Consider the following 20,543-nt stretch of genomic DNA (forward strand, 5'->3'; position numbering starts at 1 on the left):
GGGTGGATGGCGACCTGGGAGGACGTGCGGCGGATCGCGCTGGCGCTGCCGGAGACCGGCGAGAAGCTGTCGTGGGGAACGCCGCAGTGGCACGTCAGGGGCAAGGGCTTCGTCTGGGACCGCCCGCTGCGCAAGTCCGACCTCGACGCCCTCGGCATCGCCGAGCAGGAGGGGCCGATCCTCGGTGTCCGGGTCGCCGACGAGGGCGTCAAGCGGGCCCTGATCGCCGACGACCCCGACGTCTACTTCACCATCCCGCACTTCGACGGCTACCCGGCGGTGCTGCTGAGGCTGGACCGGATCGGCGTGCCGGAGTTGGAGGAAGTCGTCACCGAGGCGTGGCTGCTGAAGGCGCCGAAGAGGCTGGCTCAGGCGTACCTGGCCGAGCACTGACCGACCGGTGGGCCAGGTGCCGGCCCAGCGCCGCCAGCGCGGCCAACGCGATCAGGCCGGTGACCGCGCCCCAGCCGAACAGGTCGTACGCCTGCACGCCCAGCCACGAGCCGAGGGTTCCGCCGAGGAACGTGCACGTCATGTACGCGGTGTTGAGCCGGCTGCGTGCCTCGGGCAGCAGGGCGAAGATGCGCGACTGGTTGGCGACCTGGTTGCACTGCACGGCAACGTCCAGCAGCACCAGGCCCCCGATCAGGAGCACCAGCCCGGCGACACCGCCGAGCAGCCCGAACGCGAGCACCCCCGAGGCGGCGATCACGCCGATGATGGCGATCATGCTGACCGGATCGGGGCCCTTGCGGTCGATCCACCGCCCGGCGATCGGCGTGACGAACACGCTCACCGCGCCGGCGAGGCCGATCAGGCCGACGGTCTGCGCGCCGAGCCCGTAGCGGGGACCGCTGATCAGCAGCGCCAGGCACGTCCACGCGGCGCTGAAGCCGCCGAACAGCAGCACCTGGTACAGCGCCGACCTCCGCAGCTCGGACTCGCTGCGCAGCAGCCGCAGCGCCTCCGCCAGCAGCGAGGGGTAGTTGTGCTGCGCGGACGGTTCGGTGCGCGGGACCGTCACGGCCAGCACGGCCGCCAGCACCAGGATGATCACGGCGGCCACGACGTACGGGGCCCGCCAGCCCAGCCACTCGCCGAGGACGCCGCCGAACGTGCGGGCCAGCAGGATGCCGGCCAGCACCCCGCCGAGCAGCATGCCGACGACGGCGCCGCGGCGGTTGTCCGGCACCAGCCCGGCGACCATCGGGATGATCACCTGCGGCACGACCGTGAACACGCCGGCGAGCGTGCCGGCGACGAGCAGCAGCGGCAGGTTCGTGGCCGAGGCGGCGGTCAGCATGGCGGCCGCGGTGAGCACCATCAGCACCACGATCAGCGGCCGGGCCCGCAACCGATCCCCCAGCGGGACCAGCAGGAACACGCCGAGGGCGTAGCCGAGCTGGGCGCCGGTCGCGGTCTGCGCGGCGGCGCTGGGCGTCACGTGCAGGTCGGCGGCGATCAGCGGGCTGATGGCCTGCGGAAAGTAGATCGTGGCCACGCAGACCGCGCAGGCCAGCGTGAGCAGCGGAATCATCCAGCGGTTCGGCACGGCTCCCCTTCCAAACGAACCAACTGGTTCGATCGTAACGGACGAGCGGCAGCCGAGCGAACCAGTTCGTTACCCTGGCCACGTGGGGTATGACTCAAAGGCGACAAAGGAACGCATTCTTGCCGCCGCGACCACGGAGTTCGCCGCGCACGGCGTCGCGGGGGCCCGGGTCGACCGGATCGCCGAGGCGGCGGAGGCCAACAAGCGGGCCATCTACGACTACTTCGGCGACAAGAAGGCGCTGTTCGCGGCCGTGCTGGAGCGCATGCTGTCGCGCTGCGCGGACGCCGTGCCCGTGGAGCCCGACCTCGCCAACTACGCGCGCAAGCTGTTCGACTACCACGCCGCCAACCCGGAGGCGCTGCGCCTGCTGATGTGGGAGGCGCTGGAGATGGGCGGCCGCGAGGTGCCGGCGGAGGACGTGCGCACCGCCGAGTACCAGAAGCGGGTCACGGCGATCGAGGACGAGGTGCCGAACGCCGCGATGATCTACTTCTTCACGTTGGGCCTGGTCAACTGGGGCAAGGCCATGCCGCAGCTGCGCCGCATGGTGCTCGGCGCCGACTTCCCGCAGGAGAAGCTGGTCGAGGCGACGGTGGCCGCGGTCAGGACCCTGTCGGAACGATGACCTGGCGCACGGCCTCGCCGCCGGCCAGCTGGTCGAAGCCCTCGTTGACCTGGTCCAGGCGCAGCCGTCCGGACACCAGCTCGGCCACCGGCAGCAGGCCGGCCTGGTAGAGCTGCACGAACCGCGGGATGTCCCGGCGCGGCACGCTCGACCCCAGGTAGCTGCCGCGCAGGGTGCGCTCCTCGGCGACCAGGCTCAGCGCCGGCAGCACCAGCTGGCGGTCCGGGTGCGGCAGGCCGACGGTCACCGTGGTGCCGCCGATCCGGGTCGCGTTGTACGCCTGCGCCAGCACGTGCTCGCTGCCGGTGGTGTCGATGACCTTGTCCGCGCCGCCCTGGGTGAGGTCGCGGACCTCCATGACGGCGTCCGAGCCGCCGGCGACGACGTGACTTGCTCCCAACCGGGCAGCCAAGTCGCGTTTTGCTCGCACGATGTCGACCGCCACGATGCGGCCGGCGCCAGCCGCCCGCGCGGCCAGCAGCGCCGCCAGGCCGACGCCGCCGAGCCCGAACACCGCGACCGTCTCCCCCGGCTTGATCTCGGCGCTGTGGAACGCCGCGCCCGCGCCCGTCAGCACGGCACAGCCGAACAGCGCCGCCAGCTCCAGCGGCAGCGACGGGTCCACCCGCACCGCGGACTTGCTGGACACGACGGCGTACTCCGCGAACGCCGACACCCCGAGGTGGTGGTGTTCGCCGCCCCGCCAGCGTCGTTCCCCGCTCAGCAGCGTGCCGGCGCGGTTGGCGACCGCCCCCGGCTCGCACAGCGCCGGCCGCCCGGCCAGGCACATCCGGCACGAGCCGCAGGCCGGCACGAACGCCAGCACCACGTGATCCCCGACGGCGAACTCCGCATCCGGGCCGACCTCGACGACCTCGCCGGCCGCCTCGTGGCCCAGCACCATCGGCAGCGGCCGCGGCCGGGAGCCGTTGATCACCGACAGGTCGGAGTGGCACAGCCCGGCCGCGCCGATCCGCACCAGGAGCTCGCCGCGGCCCGGCGGATCCAGCTCCAGCTCGGTCACCCGCAGCGGCCGCGAGTCGGCGTACGGCCGCTCGACGCCGGAGGCCACCAGCACCGCCGCGTTCACCTTCATGCGTTCACCAGCTTCTCCAACTCGCCCCGCATCGGTTCCGCGATGGGCACCGGCCGGCGGGTGTTCCGGTCCACGAACACGTGCGTGAAGGTCCCCTCGGCGACCAGCGTCCGCCGGTCGCTGCGGTACAGGCCGGTCTCGTAGCGGACGCTGCTGGTGCCCAGATGCCCGACGCGCAGGCCGACCGCGATGACCTCGGGGAACGACACCGACGCCTTGTACACGCAGTGCGACTCGACGCAGAGCCCGATCGGGCCGTCGCCGTCCAGCTCCAGGCCGGCCCGCTCGATCAGCCAGGTGTTGATCACGGTGTCCATCACCGAGTAGTGCACCGCGTTGTTCACGTGCCCGTAGTGGTCGTTGTCCTTCCACCTGGTCGGCACGTCCTGCCAGTACCCGTACTCGGTCATGCCCCCATCTAACCGGAAAGCACGTCCAGGGCGATCCGGCGCAGTTCGACCCGGTCCAGGCCGGCATAGTCGGCGACGGCCTGCTCGTACGCGGCCCTGTCGGCGTCCATGGCGAGCCGCCTGATCTGGTCGATGTCCACGAACGTCTTGGTGTAGCGCCACTTCTCGGCGATGGCGACGAGCCGCGCGGCCCGGGCCGGGGTCCGCTCGGCGTCGGTGGCGGCGACGGCCAGCAGCAGCGCGCCCGGCACGGGATAGCCGCCGATCGACAGCTGCGACATCATCGGCGGGGTCACCAGCATCGCCGCCAGCCGCTCGGTCTGCCCCCGGGTGACGGACTCGACCTCGGCGACCCGCCCGTGCAGCGCGTGCGCGATGACCGCAGCGGCCTCGTTCTCCAGCGCCCACACGTCGAAGCCGGGCAGGTTCTGCCGCACGAGCTCCTCGTCCTGCAGTCGGGCCAGGGGCTCCCGCCACAGGGCGAGGCCGCCGTCGACGTCGCCGCGGGTCAGCTGGATCGCCGCCCGCAGGCCGAGGTCCGGCGAAGCACGTCCGCCTCGACGTAGTCCGGCGCGACCGCGGTGAACCACCGCTCCGCCGCGTCGGCGTCGCCGAGTTGCAGGCAGGCGATCACCGCGCCCCATCGGATGCCGGCCTCGGTCGGCCAGCGCGGACAGCGGATCACCGTTGGCCTCGGCATCGGGCTCACCGTCCCAGCAGGCCAGGCCCTGTTCGGCCGCCTTGAGCGCCGGCGGCGTCGATGGATCGGGCGTTGCGGGCGTGCAGCAGAACCAGGGAGGCGTCGACCTGCTCCTCGGTCAGGGTGAGCCGGTATCCGGTGGCGGTGTTGGCTATCAGGTCGGCGCCGAGCTGCGCGCGGAGCCGGGAGACCAGAACCTGCACCGCCTTCGTCGGGTTCTCCGGCCGCGCGTCCGGCCACAGTCCGTCGACCAGCGCCGGCACGCCGCAACCGGCGCGCAGGCTGCCGGCCAGCAGCGCCAACAGGCCGCGCAGCCGTGGCCCGGTGACCTCCTGGCCGCGGCAGCACACCCGCGACAGCAAGGTCAGCACGGTGCTCACGCCATCAGATTACGGTCGGATCGCTTGCGGAAAGGCGAAAACGCCGTCGGGATCGTAGCGGCGCGCGATCTCGGCCAGCCGCGGCGCGTTGGCACCGTAGTACGCCTGCCGCCAGTCCGGCATGTCCGGGTCGATGTAGTTCACAAAACCGTTGACACCGAACCATTCCCCGAGCTGTTCCCGCACCGGCGCGAGCTCCCGCCGGGCCTTGTCGATCGTGGTGGTGACCTGGTTGGTCACCTGGATGCTGGCGATGGCGTCGCGGTGCGGGAAGGCGCCTTCGCCACGGGTGATCGCGCCGCCGAAGCTGTCGATGAGGCAGAGCATCTCCGGCCCGGCGGTGACCAGGTCGACCATCGCCTGCGGGTCCATCGGGCCGGTGAGCATGCGGGAGACCGACACGAACGCCGCCCGCTCCCCGATCGGATCCGCGTAGTGGTCCATCGTCGCGAGGAAGTCGAGTTTCCGTTGCCGGCGTTCGGGGTTGCCGCCGATGCGGCGGACCAGGTCGTCGATCAGGCTGGTGTCCGTGCCCACCAGGCAGCCGGCGGCCTGGCTGATGGTGAGCGAGGTGCCGACGCGGCACTGCGACCACATCTCGTCCGGCACGTCCTGCTGCCACTCCGGCCAGGCGTCCAGGATCGCCGGCCGGTAGTCCGGGGAGTAGTCCAGCGACCACACCGTCAGCGGCTCGGCCGGCGTCGTGCGGAACGTGAACGACGTGACGACACCGAAGTTGCCGCCACCACCGCCCCGTAGGGCCCAGAACAGGTCCGGCTCCCGGGTTTCGGAGACCGCGCGGAGGACGCCGTCCGCGGTGACGATCCTGGCCGCGACGAGTTGATCGCTGGCGAGGCCGCACTTGCGGCCCAGGACGCCGATGCCACCGCCCAGGGTCAGGCCGGCCACGCCGACGGTCGGGCAGGTGCCGGCCGACAGCATCCGGCCGGCGCGCCCGATTCCGTCGTAGACGGCGGCCATTCGCGCTCCGGCGCCGACAGTCGCCGTGCCGTCGGGATGGACCTTGACCGTGTCCAGCCGCGAGACGTCGATGATCAGGCCGCCGTCCGGGGTGGAGTAGCCGGCGTAGCTGTGGCCGCCGCTGCGCGCCGCGACCGGAATCCCTTGCGTGGCGGCGAACTCCACGCACCGCTGGACGTCGGCCTCGGACTCGCACAGCGCCACCGCCGCCGGCCGGCGGTCGTCGTACAGCGTGAGGAAGGCGAGCTTGGCCCGCGCGTAGTCGGCGTCCGCCGGGAGCAGCAGCCGTCCCGTCAGCGCGCGGGCCAAGGTGTCCACCCGCCAACGCTACTTGCGGCGAAACGACACGCCCAAGTCCTTTTGCAGGTAGACCTCGATGAACACCCGCAGGTACGGGTCCTGCGCCATCGTCGTGAACACGTCCAGCAGGCGCTGGTCGACGTGCTCGGTGAGCAGCACGATCCGCCACCGGTTCAGCGGCCGGTCCTCGGCGCCGGCCACCGAGTGCTCCACGTGGAAGATCGGCTGGTCGGTGGTCGCGGTCCGGGTGTCGCCGTCGGGCGTGACGAAGTCCGCGGCGCCGACGAAAAACGCCCGCTGGTTGTCGTGGTCGAGCCGGACGTGCTCGATGATCGTGCCGAATCGGGCCGGGTCCGCCCACAGCCGCTGGTCCGAGACCCGGGTGAAGTCCTCCAGCCCCTCGTGCCGGACGCTGGGGAACTTCGTCGCACTGCCGGCCGCGACGACCGTCGGGATGTAGATGTCCGGGGCGGCCGCCTTGCGGGCCTCCATGTCCCACAGCATCTCTCGGGTGAACGTCACGTCCCGGTCCAGCTGGTAGCGGTCGGCCAGCACCCGGTTGACGTCCACCGGCGGCAGGTCGATCGCGGTGACGCCCGGCGTGCGCCAGGCCTCGTCCAACACCTTCTCGTGATCCATCTCAGGCCGATCGCTCGGCGAGCCAGTCGCGGACGACGCGCCAGCTCGGGTGGTTCGGGTCGATGACGTCGAAGTGGTTGGCGCCCGGGATCTCGACCGGGTCGCCGGCGTATTTCGCGGCCACGATGTCGTCGGTGGTGCCGTGGATCGTCAGCAGCGGCACGGTGACCGGCGGCGTCACCTGGGCGTACCGCTCGGGCACCTCGTCGTGGTGGCCGCCGAGCAGCCAGCGCGGGATGCCGTCGGCCGCGTTGGCGGCGATCACCGGCGCGAACTCGGGGTTCGACGCCGGTGGGGCGCCCGCGGGTTCCGGGGCGTTCGGGTCCGCCAGCGCCGAGCCGAGCCGGTCGGCGTCGGCCGCGACGAGGTCGAGGACACCCGAGATGGAGACGGCGGCGCGTAGTCGCACCTTCGCGTCGGTGCGGCCGGCGGCGTAGGCGGCGAGCTGCCCGCCGGCGGAGTGGCCGACGACCTGCACGTTCGTGAGGTCGAGGGCGGTGTCCAGGCCGTCGAGCTGGTCGACTGCGGCGGCGATGTCGTCGAAGGTGCCGGGCCAGCCGCCGCCCTCCTCGCCGAGCCGCCGGTACTCGATGTTCCACACCGCATAGCCGTCGCCGACCAGCGCGTCGGCCAGCGGCGTGACCTGTCGGCGGTCGAACATCGCCGTCCAGAAGCCGCCGTGGATGAGCACGACCACGGGGAACGGGCCGTCGCCTTCGGGCAGGTACAGCTCGCCGACCTGCGACGGGTGCGGGCCGTAGGCGATGGTCCGCACCGTGCGGCGGCCGTCCTCGGCGTCGTCGTAGCGGACGCCCCGCTCGGAGCTGACCAGCGTGTCGATCGTGGCGAAGAAGGCCGCGATCTCGGGCTGGTTGCCGCCCTTGGCCCTGGACTCGTCCCAGGCGGTGTCGTCCGTCCACTCGACGAGATCCAGCCAGGTGTCCTCGGCGACGCGGATCAGCCGCGCGGCGAGGAAACCGCGGCGGTCGCGGCGGAACGCGTCCACCATGCCCGGCCGCGCGGCCAGCATCTCGGCCGTCCTGTCCGGTTTGACGGTGAAGGTGGTCAGTTCGATGACCGACATCGGGCGCCTCCTCGGTTCGTGTAGTCAAGATTAGTGACTATCACGGTTATTGACCAATCCGGGGTGGCTAGGATCACCGCATGGCACTTCCCGACGGTCTGCTCGACCTGCTCCGCAAGCCCAGCCCGTGCTTCGTGGCCACGTCCAACCCGGACGGATCGCCGCAGCTCACCCAGACCTGGGTGGACACCGACGGTGAGCACGTGCTCGTCAACACCGTCGAGGGCTTCCAGAAGGTGCGGAACATGCGGCGGGACCCGCGGGTGGCGCTCAACGTCGCCGACCCCGACAACCCGTTCCGCTACTACCGCGTGCGCGGGCGGGTCGTCGACATCACCGCCGACGGCGGCGCCGAGCACATCGACGTGCTGGCCAAGCGCTACACCGGCGCGCCGTACGCCTGGTACGGCGGGCGGGACCAGGTGCGGCTCATCGTCACCATCGAGGCTGACGACGTCAGCGGCATGGGCTGAGGTCTGGTAGGCAAGAGGTCGTGGATCCGGTCCGGGCATTGGAGCAGGTCGCGTTCGAGCTGGAACGCGCCGGTGAGCCGAGCTACCGGGTGCGGGCGTTTCGCAAGGCCGCCCAGGTCATCGGCGGTGTGCCCGCCGACAAGCTCGACCACATGGTGCGGATGGGGACGCTGACCAAGCTGCCCGGCATCGGCAAGGCCACCGCCGGCGTCGTCGAGAACGCCGTGCGGGGCGAGGCCATCTCGTACCTGGAGAAGGTCCAGGCGACCCCCGGGCCCGACCTCTCCGGCGGCGCCGCCCTGCGGGCGTTGCTCCGCGGCGACTGCCACACCCATTCCGACTGGTCCGACGGCGGCAGCCCGCCCGACGTCATGGCCCGCGCCGCCCGCGAACTCGGGCACGACTGGGTCGCCCTCACCGACCACTCGCCCCGGCTCACCGTCGCCAACGGCCTCTCCGCCGAGCGGCTGCGCCGTCAGCTCGACCTCGTCGCCGCCCTGAACGCTGAGCTGGCCCCGTTCCGGATCCTCACCGGCATCGAGGTCGACATCAACCTCGACGGCTCTCTCGACCAGTCCGACGAGCTGCTGTCCCGCCTCGACGTCGTCGTCGCCAGCGTCCACTCCAAGCTGCGCATGCCCGCCGCCGAGATGACCCCTCGCATGCTCGCCGCCATCGCCAACCCCCGCGTCACCGTGCTCGGCCACTGCACCGGGCGGCTCGTCACCGGCCGTGGCCGTCCCGAGTCGGAGTTCGACGCCGAAGCCGTCTTCTCCGCCTGCCGCGACCACGGCGTCGCCGTCGAGATCAACTCCCGTCCCGAGCGCCTCGACCCGCCCCGCCGCCTCCTCCGCCTCGCCGCCGACCTCGGCTGCATGTTCGCCATCGACACCGACGCCCACGCCCCCGGCCAGCTCACCTGGCAGTCCATCGGCTGCGCCCGCGCCGAGGAAGCCGGCATCGGGGCGGACCGCGTCATCAACACCTGGCCGGCGGACGAGTTGCTGGCCTGGTCGTCACGGTCGTGAGTAGTTGAACTCAAGACGCCGGGCCGCAGGACCGGCAATGCTGCCCGGGTGCGGGAAACGAAGACGGGGCGCGCCGTGCTGGTGGTGCTCGGCTGGCATGTGGTGATCGCGGCGGGACTGTTGATCTGGATCGCCAACCAGCACTCGACGACCGGCAGCCGCGGGTTCTCGATCTCGACGCAGACGCTGCTGTGGCTGGGCGTGTTCGTGTACGGCATCCCGGCCTGGCTGATGTCGTTGGGGGTCGGCAGTGTGAGCGTGCTACTGCTGAACCGCCGACTGGGACATCGCCCCGTCCCGGTGGGAACGCTCGCGACCCTGCTCGGCCTGCTGGCCGTGGCCGCCTGCACGTTCGTGCTGATCGCGCTCAGGAACTAGACGGGGATCAGCCGTGACACCAGCGCGCCGAGTTGGCGGGCGTTGCGGCATTCGTGCATCTCGACGACCTGGGCGTACTCGTGGGCGGCGGAGTCGCCGGTGGACCAGAGGGAACGGCGTTCCGGGTTGAGCCAGAAGGCGCGGCGGGCGGGGGCGAGGAGGTGGGCGAGGGTGGCGAGGCGGGGGTCGCCGTGGTTGTTGCGGGCGTCGCCGAGGATGAGCACGGAGGTCTTGGGGCCGATGACATCGGGGTAGCGGTCGGCGAACTCGTCGAGGGAGCGGCCGTAGTCGCTGTGCCCGTCCCAACGGATGATGGAGGCCTCGCTGAAGATCCGGGCCCCGAGGGCGGAGGGGTCGGCCACGCCGGTGGTGACGAGGTGGGTGACCTCGTCGATCCCGTCGACGAAGGCGAAGACCCGGACCTTGCTGAACTGGTCGCGCAGCGCCTGCACGAGAAGCATGGTGAAGTTGGCGAAAGAGGCCACGGAGCCGGACATGTCGCACAGCAGGACGATCTCGGGACGACCGGGGCGGTGCTTGCGGAAAACGGGAGTCATGGGGACGCCGCCGGTGGAAAGGGAGCGCCGAAGGGTCCGGCGGAGATCGATCTGGCCCCGGGCGGCGCGGCGGCGACGGGCGGCGAGACGAGTGGCGAGCTTGCGGGCCAGGGGTTGCACCATGCGCCGCATCTCGGCGACCTGAACCCGCCCGGCCTGAAGGAAGTCGACCTGGTCGGGAGTGGGCGGAACGGCGCTGCGAGAAAGGCGTTCCCGGCCGCGAAGCTCGGCGACACGGCGGAGGGCCTCGCCCCGCACGAGTTCCCGGAAGCGTTCGATGCGACGGCGGATCTCGTCGCGGTCGAGGCGTTCGGTGAAGCCGGCCTGGGCCTGCATGGCGGCAAGCACCCGTACGAGCAGGGTCTGGGGCTGCACCCGGTCCAAGGTCTGGTGCGCGGACCAACCGCTGGTGCCGGAGCCGCCCTGCCCGTACTGGCCGAAGGCGTCGACGGCGAGCCCGGCCAGCCGCAGCAGCTCGGCCTCGTCGTCGGAGGCAAGAGCGGCCACCAGCCGGTCGTTCAACTCGTCGAGGGTGACGTGCTCGTGCCGTGCCTGCTCGGGAACGCCTACGCCCAAAGGGAAAAACAGGTCGAAGGTGGAGTCGAAGACCGCCCGCTGACCGTCCCGGCGGATCAGGCAGGCGGCGAGGCCCTCACGGGTGCGCTCGCGGTCGTCGAAGCCGAGCACCTCCAGCGCGGCGGCGGCGTCGATGGTCTCCCCCGGCCCGGCCTGGATTCCCTTGGCCCGCAACGCATGCACGAACTCGGTGAGACGGTCCGAGACGCTCACCGCGGCACCTCGCCAGCGCTCGGCGTCCGCGTTCGCGGGCGCTCTGCGTTCAACGGTTCGCTCGCAAGCTCGCTCACAGCTTGTCCAGCTCCAGCCGCTGACCGGCCTTGACCACGTCCTCCTGGTGCTTGAGGATCACGCCGAGGCTGTCCCGCACGAGCTCCTCGGTCAGGCTCTCGGCGCCGAGTTCGAGCAGCGTCCGCGCCCAGTCGATGGTCTCGGCGACGGACGGGGACTTGCGCAGTTCCATGGCCCGCAAGGCATTGATCACCCGAACCAACGACGTCGCGAGCGTGTCGTCGACGCCGGGCACGCGGGCCAGCACGATCCGCTTCTCCAGGTCCTCGTCGGGGAAGTCGATGTGCAGGAACAGGCAGCGCCGCCGCAGCGCCTCGGACAGCTCACGGGTGGCGTTGGACGTGAGCACGGCGAACGGCCGCTGGGTGGCGGTGATGGTGCCGAGTTCGGGCACGGTGACCTGGAAGTCGCCGAGCACCTCCAGCAGCAGGCCCTCCACCTCGACGTCGGCCTTGTCGGTCTCGTCGATCAGCAGCACGGTCGGCTCGTCGCCGCGGATCGCCGTGAGCAGCGGCCGGGACAGCAGGAACTCCTCGCTGAAGATGTCGTTGCGGGTCTGGTCCCAGGTCTCGTCCCGGCCGGCGGTGATGCGCAGCAGCTGCTTGGCGTGGTTCCACTCGTAGAGGGCGCGGGACTCGTCGACGCCCTCGTAGCACTGCAGCCGCACCAGCCGCGAGCCGGTGACCTGCGCGACCGCCTTGGCCAGCTCCGTCTTGCCGACGCCGGCCGGCCCCTCCACCAGCAGCGGCTTGCCCAACCGGTCGGCGAGGAACACGGTGGTGGCGACCGCGTTCGACGCCAGGTAGCCGGCCTCGGCCAGCCGGGCGGCCACCTCGTCGACGGACGTGAAGAACCCGGTCACGCGTGCCTCTTCTCAGCTCGGCAAAGTCCCTCCGGTAGATGAACTTAGCTGTTCCAGCTCCTGATCGACACGGGCCTGGTGCTCGGCGAGGTCGGCCCGGGCCCGGCTCGGCCGCCACCGCCCGACCATCACGAAGATCAACGGCAGGAACACGGCCTCGCCGCCGACGCACACCCACCACCAGTTCTGCCACTGGCCGGGCGTGGCCGCGGCGGCGGCCTGCACCTCGGCGGCGTGCTCCTGCAGGAACGCCAGGTCGTCCTTCGGCACGGCCGCGGCGGCCTTGAGCCGTTGCACCGCGGTGGCCTGGTCGACGTTCTGGGCCTGCATGATCTCGGCGACAGCCTTGGTGCCGGCCTCGGGATCGGCGGGGTTGCGGCCCAGCGTGCCCAGCGTCGCCGGGTCGACGACGCCGAGGGTCTTGATCTCCGCGTCGTACTTGGCGGCGAGCGCCGAGACCTCGGTGCCGTACTGCACGAGCGGCGTCATGGACGTGACGACGAACGGCAGCGCGAAGATCGACAGCGCCACCACGGCCCGGATGATCCAGCCCCACACCGCCAGGCCGGTCGCGGTCAGCGCCGGATTGATACGCTCGACGGTCTCGGTGAAGCTCGCCATCCACGGCGCGTACGCGACGGCCATGAACACGGCCAGCACGCTGATGATCCAGACGAAGGTGTAGTAGCCGGTGTCCGGCGCCGTGGCACGGCTCAGGAACACGATCGTCATCACGATCGCGCCCAGCGCGCCGACCAGCATGAACGGCTTGCGCACGCCCAGCCGGTCGGAGATCACGCCGACCACGATCAGCGACAGCGCGTCGATGCCCCAGAACCAGTTCCCGATGCCGTTGGCCTGGGCCAGGCTGAAGCCGTAGATGGTGGTGAAGTAGATGGTGAAGAAGCCGACCGCGGTGTAGTAGATGATCAGGAACACCGCGATGGCGAACGCGCTGCCGATCACCCGCACGGTCATCATCTGCCGCCACGGGCGTTCGATCGCCTTGTTCACGTCGATGCCGGCGGCCCGCGCCTCGACCAGCGCCCGGTCGCGCAGGCTGACCATCAGCTGGTCGCGCAGGTTCGGCGACAGCTCGCGCAGGCCGAACAGGGCGATGACGAACACGACCAGCCCGACGATGCCGCAGATGACGAACTGGGACCGCCAGTCCGGCAGCACGCTGATCGTGTTGCTGGAGACCTCGGACAGCACGAGGCTGCCGACCACGGGTCCGAGCGTCCAGAAACCCATGGCGGAGGCGCGGCCCAGCTGCGGCGAGAAGTCCCGCACCAGCGCGGGCGTGGCCACCAGGATGATCCCCTCGACGAAGCTGACCAGCGCGAAAAGCACGCCGAAGGTGAACTGGTCGGGGGCGTTGGGCAGGCCGAACAGGGTGAGCAGGCCGGTCACGCCGAGGCCGTAGGCGACGAGGTTGGCGCGGCCCCAGCGGTCGGCGAGGCCGGCCAGCAGCGAGGAGAAGGCGCCGACGGCGTTGCCGACGACGGAGATGTAGACGTAGTACGGGAAGGTCATGTGGTACTGGGCGATGATCTCGGTGGCGACCGCGCCCGGCACGTACAGCTCGTAGTAGAGGACCACGGTCGCGACGACCACGATCGCCAGGTACCAGAGGCGCTGGCGGGTTTCGGGGTAGTGGTCGAGGCGACGCTGCCACAGGACGCTCATGGCGCCTCCTTCGGACTACGTTGTCCGTAGCGATAACCTGTGTCACAGGTCACAGGTACGCGGCCGTACTTTAGGGGTTGGCGGACGGTGGGACAAGAGGGCTCCCTGGCCAGACGGCACGACGACGCCCCGGGTCTGCCCCGGGGACGCTCCAGCCTGCCGGCCGACGAGGTGCGGGCCGCGCAGCGGCAGCGGTTGCTGACCGCCACCGTGGCGGCGGTGGCCGCCGCCGGTTTCCACAGCATCACCGTCGCCGACATCGTCCGGGGCGCTCGCGTGTCGCGGGCCGCCTTCTACGCCCACTTCCGGGACAAGGAGGACTGCTTCCTCGCCGCCACCGCGTACGGCGGCAACCTCCTCGTGGACGCCGTTGTCGGCGCCACGCGGGCCTTGCCGCCCGATTCCGCGCCGGAGGAGATCCTTCGCGCCGCCTGCCGGGCGTTTCTCCGCTTTCTCGCCGACGAGCCGGCCTTCGCCCGCGTCTTCTACATCGACATGCCCGCCGCCGGGGCCGGGGCCGTGAACCGGATGGACGCCGCGCAGCACCGGTTCGCCGAGCTCAACCGGACGTGGCACCGGCATGCGCTCACTCATCATCCCGAGTGGCCGACCGTGCCCTACGACGCGTACCTGGCGTTGGCCGGCGCGACCACGGAGTTGGTCAGCGTCCGGGTTCGGCACAATCGGGCCGCCGAGCTGCCGGAGCTGGAGGACACGCTCGTGGCCCTGCATCTGGCGGTGCTGGCCGGCCGGCGATGGCCCGCCAGTGCAAAGCCAAATGCCACATGAGCGCCACACCTCCCGGCGTCACATGGGCACGTTGATATCGCGCCGGCGGCCACATGGACGGCCTCTTGTGTCGGACGCCTGACGTGCCCAATCCTGAGAAGGCCGACAGGTGCCCGGACCTATGTCGACTCCAGGACAGTTTGAAGAACAGGAGTTCGGCCCCGACCGCTTGAGGCGATCATCGCGCGAAGACGACACTCCACCGCGAGAAGGCAGGGAACTTGTGCTCAGCGTGCAAGCGGAACTCGTGTGGCAGGGGCGACTGCACCTAGGCGATGAACCCGGTGTGTACGGCGACGCGGCGTACAGCGGAATCACTCTCGATCTTCCGTTGACGCTACGAAAGACCAATCCGCACGGCCCCGACACCACCGTGCTGGCCTTGCTGACCGAAGGCGTGGAGACCTACCCAGGATATCCGGGACATCTTGTCGGCATAACTGCCCATCGGGCGCAACCTGGTGACCCGACGCAGTTCGCCGTCGCCGAGCTGACAACGGCGAGGCTTACGTCGGCCGACAACAACAGCAAGGAGATGACCGTCGATCTCACCCGCATCGCCTCGCCCGTTTTCCTCAGCGTACGAGTGCAGGTCGACACCGCCGTGCCACCGGGCCTCTACGACGACTTCGTGGTGACCAGACTGTCGAACAGGTCGACCAACTACACCTGGGTCGCTTCATTCGGCTTCAGCACCTGATTGGCATTCTGCGCATCCTTGTCATCGTTGGGCATCATCGCCGGGGGCGGTCGGTGTCGCCCGGATGAGCAACACCGCCAGGCAGCGGGTGGTCGCCCCGGTGGGGATCCCGCTGCTGGCGGCGGTCCTGTTCGGCGGAATCGAGACCGCCGCCTTGGTGACGTCCTAGGCGGAACGCTCGTACGGCGTCTTCTCGCCGGCCTCGACGGCGAACGGCAGCCGGTTGCCCTCGGGCGGCAGCGGGCAGGTCGCGAAGTCGGTGAAAGCGCAGGGCAGGTTGACGGCCCGGTTGAAGTCGACCGTCACGGCGCCGTCGGCGGTCGGGGAAGCCACGGCGAGCGACCGGTTGGCGGCGTAGGTGGTGACGCCGCTGGTCTCGTCGGTGAACAGGATGCTCAGTCCGCCATCCTTGCCGTTGAAGGCGGTGAGCGTGTGCTCGACGCCGTCCCGTTCGAACCGCACGATGCCGGGCGCGGTGTACACGTGGCTGAGGCCCTCGACGACGGCGCCGACGGTGGTGGGCCGGGGCTGGTCGAACGGCTCGAAGACGCCGTCGAACACGAACGACTCGTCGGGTTCGTACGTCGGCACGCCCCGGAAGTCACGCAGCACGGACGCCTTCGGATCGTGCACGCGGATCAGGTAGCCGGAGCGCCGCGCGACCTCGATCTCCACGTCGCCGGCGAGCACCCGCACGCCGGGACCGCTGTTGACCAGCTCCAGCCGCAGCACCTCGGTGACGGGCTTGCCCTCGTAGGTGGCGGAGTCGCCCTGCGGATCGAAGTAGGCGGCCTCGGTGTCCTGCCACCACTGGCCGGGCAGCCCGGGATAGGACCGCGGGCTGTCCTCCAACCAGTCCAGGGAGACAAGTGCCAGCCAGCCGTACGGGTCGGCCAGCCCCTGCTCGCGTTCGGTGTGCCAATCCTGCCACTCGCCGACGAAAGTCATGCCGACCACAACGCTTCCGCGGACCACGGCATTTCCCGTCTCACCAGGTGGACACGGGCGTGAGGTCCGGGTCGGGCATGTCCGGGTCGAACGGGAACATCGGCCGCACGATGCCCCGATGCCCGAGCCGCGGCAGGTCCTGGTCGACGCCGCCGGGCGTGAGCGCGAGCAGCCAGTCGGCGGCCATCTCGTACAGTTCCGGCTCCAGATAGCCGATCTTCACGATGACCAGGTCGGCGGTGCGCGGGGACAACCCGAGCGCCAGGAAGTCCGATTCGAGGTGGTACGGCTTGCGCCGCTCGGTGACGATCACCTTGAGCCCGCCGACGGCCAGCACCACGGCCGTTCCGGCGACCGGATCATCGGAGTCGACGGCTTCCACCACGGCGTTCAGCGGCACCGGCCCGCACGGCCCGGAGTCGACATGCCCGCCGACGGACACCTCGACCTTCTGCCCGATGCCGGCACGAACGGCGGCGGCGGTGGCGGCCGGATCGACGATCTGGGCGTAGATCGTGGTGTGCTGCAGGACTTCGGGCATGCCGAGCAGTTCGCGTAGGGTCCACGAGGTGTCACCAGCGCCGCCGGCGGTCGGATTGTCGCCGGAGTCGCTGATGAAGAACGGCCTCGCCGGGCTGGCAAGCGCTTGCGCGACACAGGAAGCCAGACTTCCGGTGGGGGCGACGAAGGCGAAGTCGCGGCGGGCGTCCCAGTAGGCACGAGCGAGCCGGTGAGCCTGAGCGGTGATCACGTCGAGATCGTCGCCGGTGACGACGACCGCCGCCTGGCAACGGGGTTCGTCGGCCCAGGCGTAGCCGACCCAGATGGCGGCGTCCAGGACTCCGGGCAGGGCCTCGACTTCGTCCACGAGGGCGTAGACGCTGCGGGCGGGTTCGATGCGGGTGCTGGTCTTCTCACCGGGCAGCAGCACCGGCACCTGCACCCACGCCTTCAGTGGCTTTCCGCCGTCGCGCAAGCGTTTCACCAGGTTCCGGACCGCCCGTTCACGGGTGTCCCAGGCGTCGGTGTGCGGGGCCTTGCGGTAGCAGGTGATCAGGTCCAGGGCACGGGCCAGGCGCCAGGAGACGTTGCCGTGCAAGTCCATCGACGCCGACACCAGAACATCGGGGCCGATGACGGCGCGGATGCCCTCGATCAGGTCGGCTTCGACGTCCACCCGGCCGAGCACGCTCATCGCGCCGTGGATGTCGAAGAACAGCCCGTCGAGCGGGCCGGCCTCACGCAGCCGGGCGTAGATCTCCTCGGACAGCGCGGCGTACGTCTCCTCCGTGACGGCCCCGCCGGGCAGCGACACGGCGTGCAGCAGCGGCACCCACTCCACGTCCGGAAAGTCGAGAAACGAGTAGCGAGCCAGCAGATCGTCCCCACGGGTGACGCGGAAATCGTCCACAGTGGTCCGATGCGGCGAGAAGGTGCTGGACTCGATGGCGATGCCGGCGATCCCGATGCGTGTCATCGACGCGTCTCCCCTCTGATGGCCTCGTCCAGGACGGATTCCAGGGCCAGCGAGCCGGCGCCGAGCAGCCCCGCGTCGGCCCCGCCGAGCACCGTGTCGATCCGCAGCCGCCGCGTGGCCAACGGCAGGCATCGCTCGTACAGAGCGCCGCGCGCAGCGGCGACGAAGGCCTCGGAGCCGGCCAGTGCGCCGCCGAGCAGCACAGCGTCGGGGTTGGCGAAGTTGACCACCGTGGCCAGCACTTCGCCCAGCAAACCGCCCGCACGCCGAACGGCCGTGATCACAGTGGCGTTGGCATCCTCGGTGGCGGCCAGGACATCGGCGGTGCTGGCGACGCCGAGCTGCGCCACCAGGGCCGCGCCGCTGGCCACCGTCTCCAGGCAACCATGGTTGCCGCAGCTACACGGCCGATCACCGCCGGCCGGGATCCGCACATGGCTGATGTCACCGGAGGCCCCGTCCCGGCCGCGATGCAGGCGGCCCTCGACGACCAGCCCGGCGCCGATGCCGGTACCGGCCTTGACCACCACCAAGGTCTCGCCCGGCGCACCGCGACGGGCCTGCCCCAGGGCCATGAGGTTGGCGTCGTTGTCGATGACCACCGGCGCCTCGAACAACCGTTGCAGCGCCTCGTGAGCCGGGAACCCGCGCCAGCCGGGCATTCTGGACGGCAGCGTCACCGTGCCGGCCACGACGTCCACCGGCCCCGGCAACCCCACCCCGACCCCGAGCCACCGTCCGGCCGGCCGTTCCGACAACGCCAGGTCGTGCACCGCCGCGGAGATTTCGCCCAGCACCACAACCGGATCCGTGTCGATGGTGATCGACAGCTCGTGCGTGCTGATCAACGCGCCGGTCATGTCCATCGGCCCGAGGCGCACGTGCCGGGACCCGATGTCGATGGTCCAGACGTGCCCGAAGTCCGGGTTCACGGTGAGCAGCCGCGGCCGCCGGCCGCCCTGCGAGCGGCCTTCACCCTGCTCCACCAACACACCGGCGGCAAGCAGAGCCTGCACGCGAAGGTTCACTGTGGACGGTGGCAGCCCGAGCGCCGTGGCGAGGTCGTTGCGGGAGGTGGCGCGGCCGGCGGCGACCAGCTCCACCACGCGGGCGGCGCTGGCCTCAAGCCCGTGCATCGTTGACACATTTCTGGTGCAAGTGTCGAGAATCCTCGCTCGCCGGACATTCACCTGCTGGCCGTCCTGAGTATAGTCGGCCGAAAAATCCCAGCAAGAGGACTTACAACAGCTTTGTTGGAAGTGAGGCGGGATGCGACGAAGGCTCGGCCGCTTGGCCGCCCTGGTGTGTTGTCTCGTGCTGACGGCGTGCGCCGGCGGCCAGGTGCGACACGGCGTCGGCGGCCCGAACACCGTGAGCTTCGCGCTGCCGCCCTCGGCCACCCCGAACTGGATCCTGCCCCTGGCCGTTCCGGGCTACACCGCCAGCTACAACGGCGTCGTCCAGTCGGTGCTGTTCGTGCCGCTCTACGCCTACGACGGCTCGTCCGGCGCCGTCGGCCGCGACGACAAGGCCAGCGCCGCACAGCCACCCGTGTACGCCCCGGACGGCAAGTCCGTCACCATCACGCTCAAGCCGCTGACCTGGTCCGACGGCACGCCGCTGACCAGCAGGGACGTCCAGTTCTGGTTCGACCTGGTGCGCTCGGCCAAGGACGACTGGGGCGCCTACACCAAGGGCCTGATGCCCGACGACGTCACCGACTTCCGCGTCGTCGACGACCACACCTTCACGCTCACCCTGGACAAGACGTACAACCCGGGCTGGTTCACGGCCAACCAACTGGCGCTGATCACGCCGCTGCCGCAGCACGCCTGGGCCCACGACCCGGATCCCCGCAAGACCTTCGACTACCTGGTGTCGCAGGCCAAGAACCTCGGCGGCTACAACGCCGATCCACTGTGGAAGGTCGTGGACGGCCCGTTCGCGCTGGAGTCGTTCTCCCCCACCGGACAGGTCACGCTGGTCAAGAACCCGCACTACACCGGCGAGGACGCCGCCCACCTGGACAAGATCACGTTCCTGACCTTCACCAGTTCCGCCGCCGAGTACAACGTGCTGCTCGCGGGCGGCGTCGACTACGGCTACGTGCCGACGACGAACCTGGGCCAGAAGGCGAAGCTGGAGTCGCTGGGCTACCGGATCGAGCCGTGGAACGGCTGGTCCATCACCTACATCCCGTACAACTTCAACAATCCCACGCTGGGCAAAGTGTTCCAGCAACTCTATGTCAGACAGGCGATCCAGCACGCGGTCGACCAGAAGGCGATCTCGCAGGTGATCTGGCGCGGCACCGCCACTCCCGGCTACGGCCCGGTGCCGCAGGACAACGACCCGACCTACCTGTCCGACACGCAGAAGAACAATCCCTACCCGTTCGACCTGAACGCGGCGAAGGCGCTGCTCGCGAACCACGGCTGGCGGCCCGATCCGGACGGCGTGCTGGCCTGCCGGGAGCCCGAGAAGTGCGGGCCGGGAGTCGAGGCCGGCACCCGGCTGTCGATGACGCTGCTGACCGAATCCGGATCCGACGAGACGGACGGCACCATGCAGGAGCTCAAGTCGGAGCTGTCACGGATCGGCATCGAGCTGCGGATCAACGCGCAGCCGCTGAACACCGTGCTGGCCAACGGAACCACGTGCGAGCCGAGCAGCCCGGCCTGCGCCTGGCAGCTGTCCTACTTCGGCACGCAGGGCAGCTGGTACTTCCCGGCCTACCCCAGCGGCGAGCAGCTGTTCGCCACCGGCGCCAGCGTGAACTTCGGCAACTACCAGGACAAGCCGACCGACGACCTGATCGCCGCGTCCACGCTGTCCACCTCGCCGCAGTCCATGGTGGACTACAGCGCCCGGCTCGCCGAGCAGCTGCCGGTGATCTGGATGCCGAACCCGCCGTACCAGGTGTCGGCGATCGACACCTCGCTGGGCGGCGTGACGCAGGACCCGTTGGCCGGCCTGCAACCCCAGCGCTGGTACCGGAGGTGACG

The 20,543-nt window shown here is 70.5% G+C and carries 23 protein-coding genes; 8 read left to right on the plus strand and 15 right to left on the minus strand.

Going from position 1 to position 20,543, the window contains the following annotated elements; genetic code table 11:
* The first annotated feature begins 6 nt into the window (after positions 1–6).
* Positions 7–393, plus strand: coding sequence for an MmcQ/YjbR family DNA-binding protein (locus BJ998_RS02160; protein ID WP_184857996.1), 387 nt, complete (start codon positions 7–9; stop codon positions 391–393).
* Here BJ998_RS02160 and BJ998_RS02165 read toward each other — a convergent pair.
* Positions 329–1,552, minus strand: a complete 1,224-nt coding sequence (locus BJ998_RS02165) for an MFS transporter (RefSeq protein ID WP_312889876.1) — start codon at positions 1,550–1,552, stop codon at positions 329–331. The two genes, BJ998_RS02160 and BJ998_RS02165, sit on opposite strands and share 65 nt — an antisense overlap.
* An 82-nt stretch (positions 1,553–1,634) precedes the next feature.
* On the opposite strand from BJ998_RS02165, the gene BJ998_RS02170 reads away from it, so the two are divergent.
* Positions 1,635–2,180 carry a TetR/AcrR family transcriptional regulator gene (locus BJ998_RS02170; protein ID WP_184857998.1) on the plus strand — a complete coding sequence of 182 codons (546 nt, stop codon included), beginning with the start codon at positions 1,635–1,637 and terminating at the stop codon, positions 2,178–2,180.
* Here the strand turns inward: BJ998_RS02170 and BJ998_RS02175 are convergent.
* The 8 genes from BJ998_RS02175 to BJ998_RS02210 are packed head-to-tail and all read right to left on the minus strand — an operon-like array spanning position 2,158 to position 7,770.
* Positions 2,158–3,276 carry a zinc-binding dehydrogenase gene (locus tag BJ998_RS02175; protein ID WP_184858000.1) on the minus strand — a complete coding sequence of 373 codons (1,119 nt, stop codon included), beginning with the start codon at positions 3,274–3,276 and terminating at the stop codon, positions 2,158–2,160. The two genes, BJ998_RS02170 and BJ998_RS02175, sit on opposite strands and share 23 nt — an antisense overlap.
* The gene (locus BJ998_RS02180; protein WP_184858002.1) at positions 3,273–3,686 is read right to left on the minus strand and encodes an acyl-CoA thioesterase; all 414 of its coding nucleotides are present in this window, start codon (positions 3,684–3,686) and stop codon (positions 3,273–3,275) included. Before BJ998_RS02180 ends, BJ998_RS02175 begins: the two co-directional genes overlap by 4 nt.
* A gap of 8 nt (positions 3,687–3,694) precedes the next feature.
* On the minus strand, positions 3,695–4,276 hold the full coding sequence (locus tag BJ998_RS02185; protein ID WP_184858004.1) for a hypothetical protein: 582 nt from the start codon (positions 4,274–4,276) through the stop codon (positions 3,695–3,697).
* Positions 4,195–4,386, minus strand: coding sequence for a hypothetical protein (locus BJ998_RS02190; protein ID WP_184858006.1), 192 nt, complete (start codon positions 4,384–4,386; stop codon positions 4,195–4,197). Before BJ998_RS02190 ends, BJ998_RS02185 begins: the two co-directional genes overlap by 82 nt.
* Before the next feature lie 5 nt (positions 4,387–4,391).
* Positions 4,392–4,766: an AfsR/SARP family transcriptional regulator gene (locus tag BJ998_RS02195; protein WP_184858008.1), complete on the minus strand. Its 375-nt coding sequence runs from the start codon at positions 4,764–4,766 to the stop codon at positions 4,392–4,394.
* A 9-nt stretch (positions 4,767–4,775) separates the two neighbouring features.
* On the minus strand, positions 4,776–6,065 hold the full coding sequence (locus BJ998_RS02200) for an FAD-binding oxidoreductase (RefSeq protein ID WP_184858010.1): 1,290 nt from the start codon (positions 6,063–6,065) through the stop codon (positions 4,776–4,778).
* A gap of 9 nt (positions 6,066–6,074) precedes the next feature.
* Complete coding sequence (locus BJ998_RS02205) at positions 6,075–6,686, minus strand: hypothetical protein (protein ID WP_184858012.1); 612 nt, start codon at positions 6,684–6,686, stop codon at positions 6,075–6,077.
* A gap of 1 nt (position 6,687) precedes the next feature.
* Positions 6,688–7,770 carry an alpha/beta hydrolase gene (locus BJ998_RS02210; protein WP_184858014.1) on the minus strand — a complete coding sequence of 361 codons (1,083 nt, stop codon included), beginning with the start codon at positions 7,768–7,770 and terminating at the stop codon, positions 6,688–6,690.
* Positions 7,771–7,850: 80 nt separating this feature from the next.
* Here BJ998_RS02210 and BJ998_RS02215 point away from each other — a divergent pair, with 80 nt between their 5' ends.
* Genes BJ998_RS02215 through BJ998_RS02225 form a run of 3 tightly spaced genes read left to right on the plus strand, consistent with a single transcriptional unit; the run spans position 7,851 to position 9,649 of the window.
* Entirely contained in the window at positions 7,851–8,243 is a 393-nt protein-coding gene (locus BJ998_RS02215) for a PPOX class F420-dependent oxidoreductase (protein ID WP_184858016.1), read from the plus strand.
* A gap of 20 nt (positions 8,244–8,263) precedes the next feature.
* The gene (locus BJ998_RS02220; protein WP_184858018.1) at positions 8,264–9,271 is read left to right on the plus strand and encodes a PHP domain-containing protein; all 1,008 of its coding nucleotides are present in this window, start codon (positions 8,264–8,266) and stop codon (positions 9,269–9,271) included.
* Positions 9,272–9,319: 48 nt separating this feature from the next.
* A complete protein-coding gene (locus BJ998_RS02225; protein WP_184858020.1) occupies positions 9,320–9,649 on the plus strand; it encodes a hypothetical protein in 330 nt (109 codons plus the stop codon).
* Here the strand turns inward: BJ998_RS02225 and BJ998_RS02230 are convergent.
* From BJ998_RS02230 to BJ998_RS02240, 3 genes are all read right to left on the minus strand, one after another.
* On the minus strand, positions 9,646–10,995 hold the full coding sequence (locus BJ998_RS02230; RefSeq protein ID WP_184858022.1) for a vWA domain-containing protein: 1,350 nt from the start codon (positions 10,993–10,995) through the stop codon (positions 9,646–9,648). The two genes, BJ998_RS02225 and BJ998_RS02230, sit on opposite strands and share 4 nt — an antisense overlap.
* Before the next feature lie 73 nt (positions 10,996–11,068).
* Positions 11,069–11,935, minus strand: a complete 867-nt coding sequence (locus tag BJ998_RS02235; RefSeq protein ID WP_184858024.1) for an AAA family ATPase — start codon at positions 11,933–11,935, stop codon at positions 11,069–11,071.
* 12 nt (positions 11,936–11,947) lie between these two features.
* On the minus strand, positions 11,948–13,624 hold the full coding sequence (locus BJ998_RS02240) for an MFS transporter (RefSeq protein WP_184858026.1): 1,677 nt from the start codon (positions 13,622–13,624) through the stop codon (positions 11,948–11,950).
* A gap of 87 nt (positions 13,625–13,711) precedes the next feature.
* Between BJ998_RS02240 and BJ998_RS02245 the strand changes: the two genes are divergently transcribed.
* On the plus strand, positions 13,712–14,413 hold the full coding sequence (locus BJ998_RS02245; RefSeq protein ID WP_184858028.1) for a TetR/AcrR family transcriptional regulator: 702 nt from the start codon (positions 13,712–13,714) through the stop codon (positions 14,411–14,413).
* Between the two features lie 121 nt (positions 14,414–14,534).
* On the plus strand, positions 14,535–15,113 hold the full coding sequence (locus BJ998_RS02250; RefSeq protein WP_221337848.1) for a hypothetical protein: 579 nt from the start codon (positions 14,535–14,537) through the stop codon (positions 15,111–15,113).
* 165 nt (positions 15,114–15,278) lie between these two features.
* On the opposite strand, the gene BJ998_RS02255 is transcribed toward BJ998_RS02250, so the two are convergent.
* The 3 genes from BJ998_RS02255 to BJ998_RS02265 are packed head-to-tail and all read right to left on the minus strand — an operon-like array spanning position 15,279 to position 18,674.
* Positions 15,279–16,061: a DUF1684 domain-containing protein gene (locus BJ998_RS02255; RefSeq protein ID WP_184858030.1), complete on the minus strand. Its 783-nt coding sequence runs from the start codon at positions 16,059–16,061 to the stop codon at positions 15,279–15,281.
* A gap of 40 nt (positions 16,062–16,101) precedes the next feature.
* Entirely contained in the window at positions 16,102–17,538 is a 1,437-nt protein-coding gene (locus BJ998_RS02260; RefSeq protein WP_184858032.1) for a M81 family metallopeptidase, read from the minus strand.
* Positions 17,535–18,674, minus strand: a complete 1,140-nt coding sequence (locus BJ998_RS02265) for an ROK family transcriptional regulator (protein WP_184858034.1) — start codon at positions 18,672–18,674, stop codon at positions 17,535–17,537. Before BJ998_RS02265 ends, BJ998_RS02260 begins: the two co-directional genes overlap by 4 nt.
* A 133-nt stretch (positions 18,675–18,807) precedes the next feature.
* On the opposite strand from BJ998_RS02265, the gene BJ998_RS02270 reads away from it, so the two are divergent.
* Complete coding sequence (locus BJ998_RS02270; protein WP_184858036.1) at positions 18,808–20,541, plus strand: peptide ABC transporter substrate-binding protein; 1,734 nt, start codon at positions 18,808–18,810, stop codon at positions 20,539–20,541.
* Positions 20,542–20,543: the final 2 nt, after the last annotated feature.

The sequence above is a fragment of the Kutzneria kofuensis genome, assembly GCF_014203355.1.
GTDB lineage: Bacteria > Actinomycetota > Actinomycetes > Mycobacteriales > Pseudonocardiaceae > Kutzneria > Kutzneria kofuensis.

Excerpts from the sequence above, each read along its gene's own strand:
- BJ998_RS02160 (WP_184857996.1), top strand. The coding sequence starts at position 7 with ATGGCGACCTGGGAGGACGTGCGGCGGATCGCGCTGGCGCTGCCGGAG.
- BJ998_RS02175 (WP_184858000.1), bottom strand. The coding sequence starts at position 3,276 with ATGAAGGTGAACGCGGCGGTGCTGGTGGCCTCCGGCGTCGAGCGGCCG.
- BJ998_RS02180 (WP_184858002.1), bottom strand. The coding sequence starts at position 3,686 with ATGACCGAGTACGGGTACTGGCAGGACGTGCCGACCAGGTGGAAGGAC.
- BJ998_RS02190 (WP_184858006.1), bottom strand. The coding sequence starts at position 4,386 with ATGCCGAGGCCAACGGTGATCCGCTGTCCGCGCTGGCCGACCGAGGCC.
- BJ998_RS02205 (WP_184858012.1), bottom strand. The coding sequence starts at position 6,686 with ATGGATCACGAGAAGGTGTTGGACGAGGCCTGGCGCACGCCGGGCGTC.
- BJ998_RS02210 (WP_184858014.1), bottom strand. The coding sequence starts at position 7,770 with ATGTCGGTCATCGAACTGACCACCTTCACCGTCAAACCGGACAGGACG.
- BJ998_RS02215 (WP_184858016.1), top strand. The coding sequence starts at position 7,851 with ATGGCACTTCCCGACGGTCTGCTCGACCTGCTCCGCAAGCCCAGCCCG.
- BJ998_RS02240 (WP_184858026.1), bottom strand. The coding sequence starts at position 13,624 with ATGAGCGTCCTGTGGCAGCGTCGCCTCGACCACTACCCCGAAACCCGC.
- BJ998_RS02250 (WP_221337848.1), top strand. The coding sequence starts at position 14,535 with ATGTCGACTCCAGGACAGTTTGAAGAACAGGAGTTCGGCCCCGACCGC.
- BJ998_RS02255 (WP_184858030.1), bottom strand. The coding sequence starts at position 16,061 with ATGACTTTCGTCGGCGAGTGGCAGGATTGGCACACCGAACGCGAGCAG.
- BJ998_RS02260 (WP_184858032.1), bottom strand. The coding sequence starts at position 17,538 with ATGACACGCATCGGGATCGCCGGCATCGCCATCGAGTCCAGCACCTTC.
- BJ998_RS02265 (WP_184858034.1), bottom strand. The coding sequence starts at position 18,674 with ATGCACGGGCTTGAGGCCAGCGCCGCCCGCGTGGTGGAGCTGGTCGCC.
- BJ998_RS02270 (WP_184858036.1), top strand. The coding sequence starts at position 18,808 with ATGCGACGAAGGCTCGGCCGCTTGGCCGCCCTGGTGTGTTGTCTCGTG.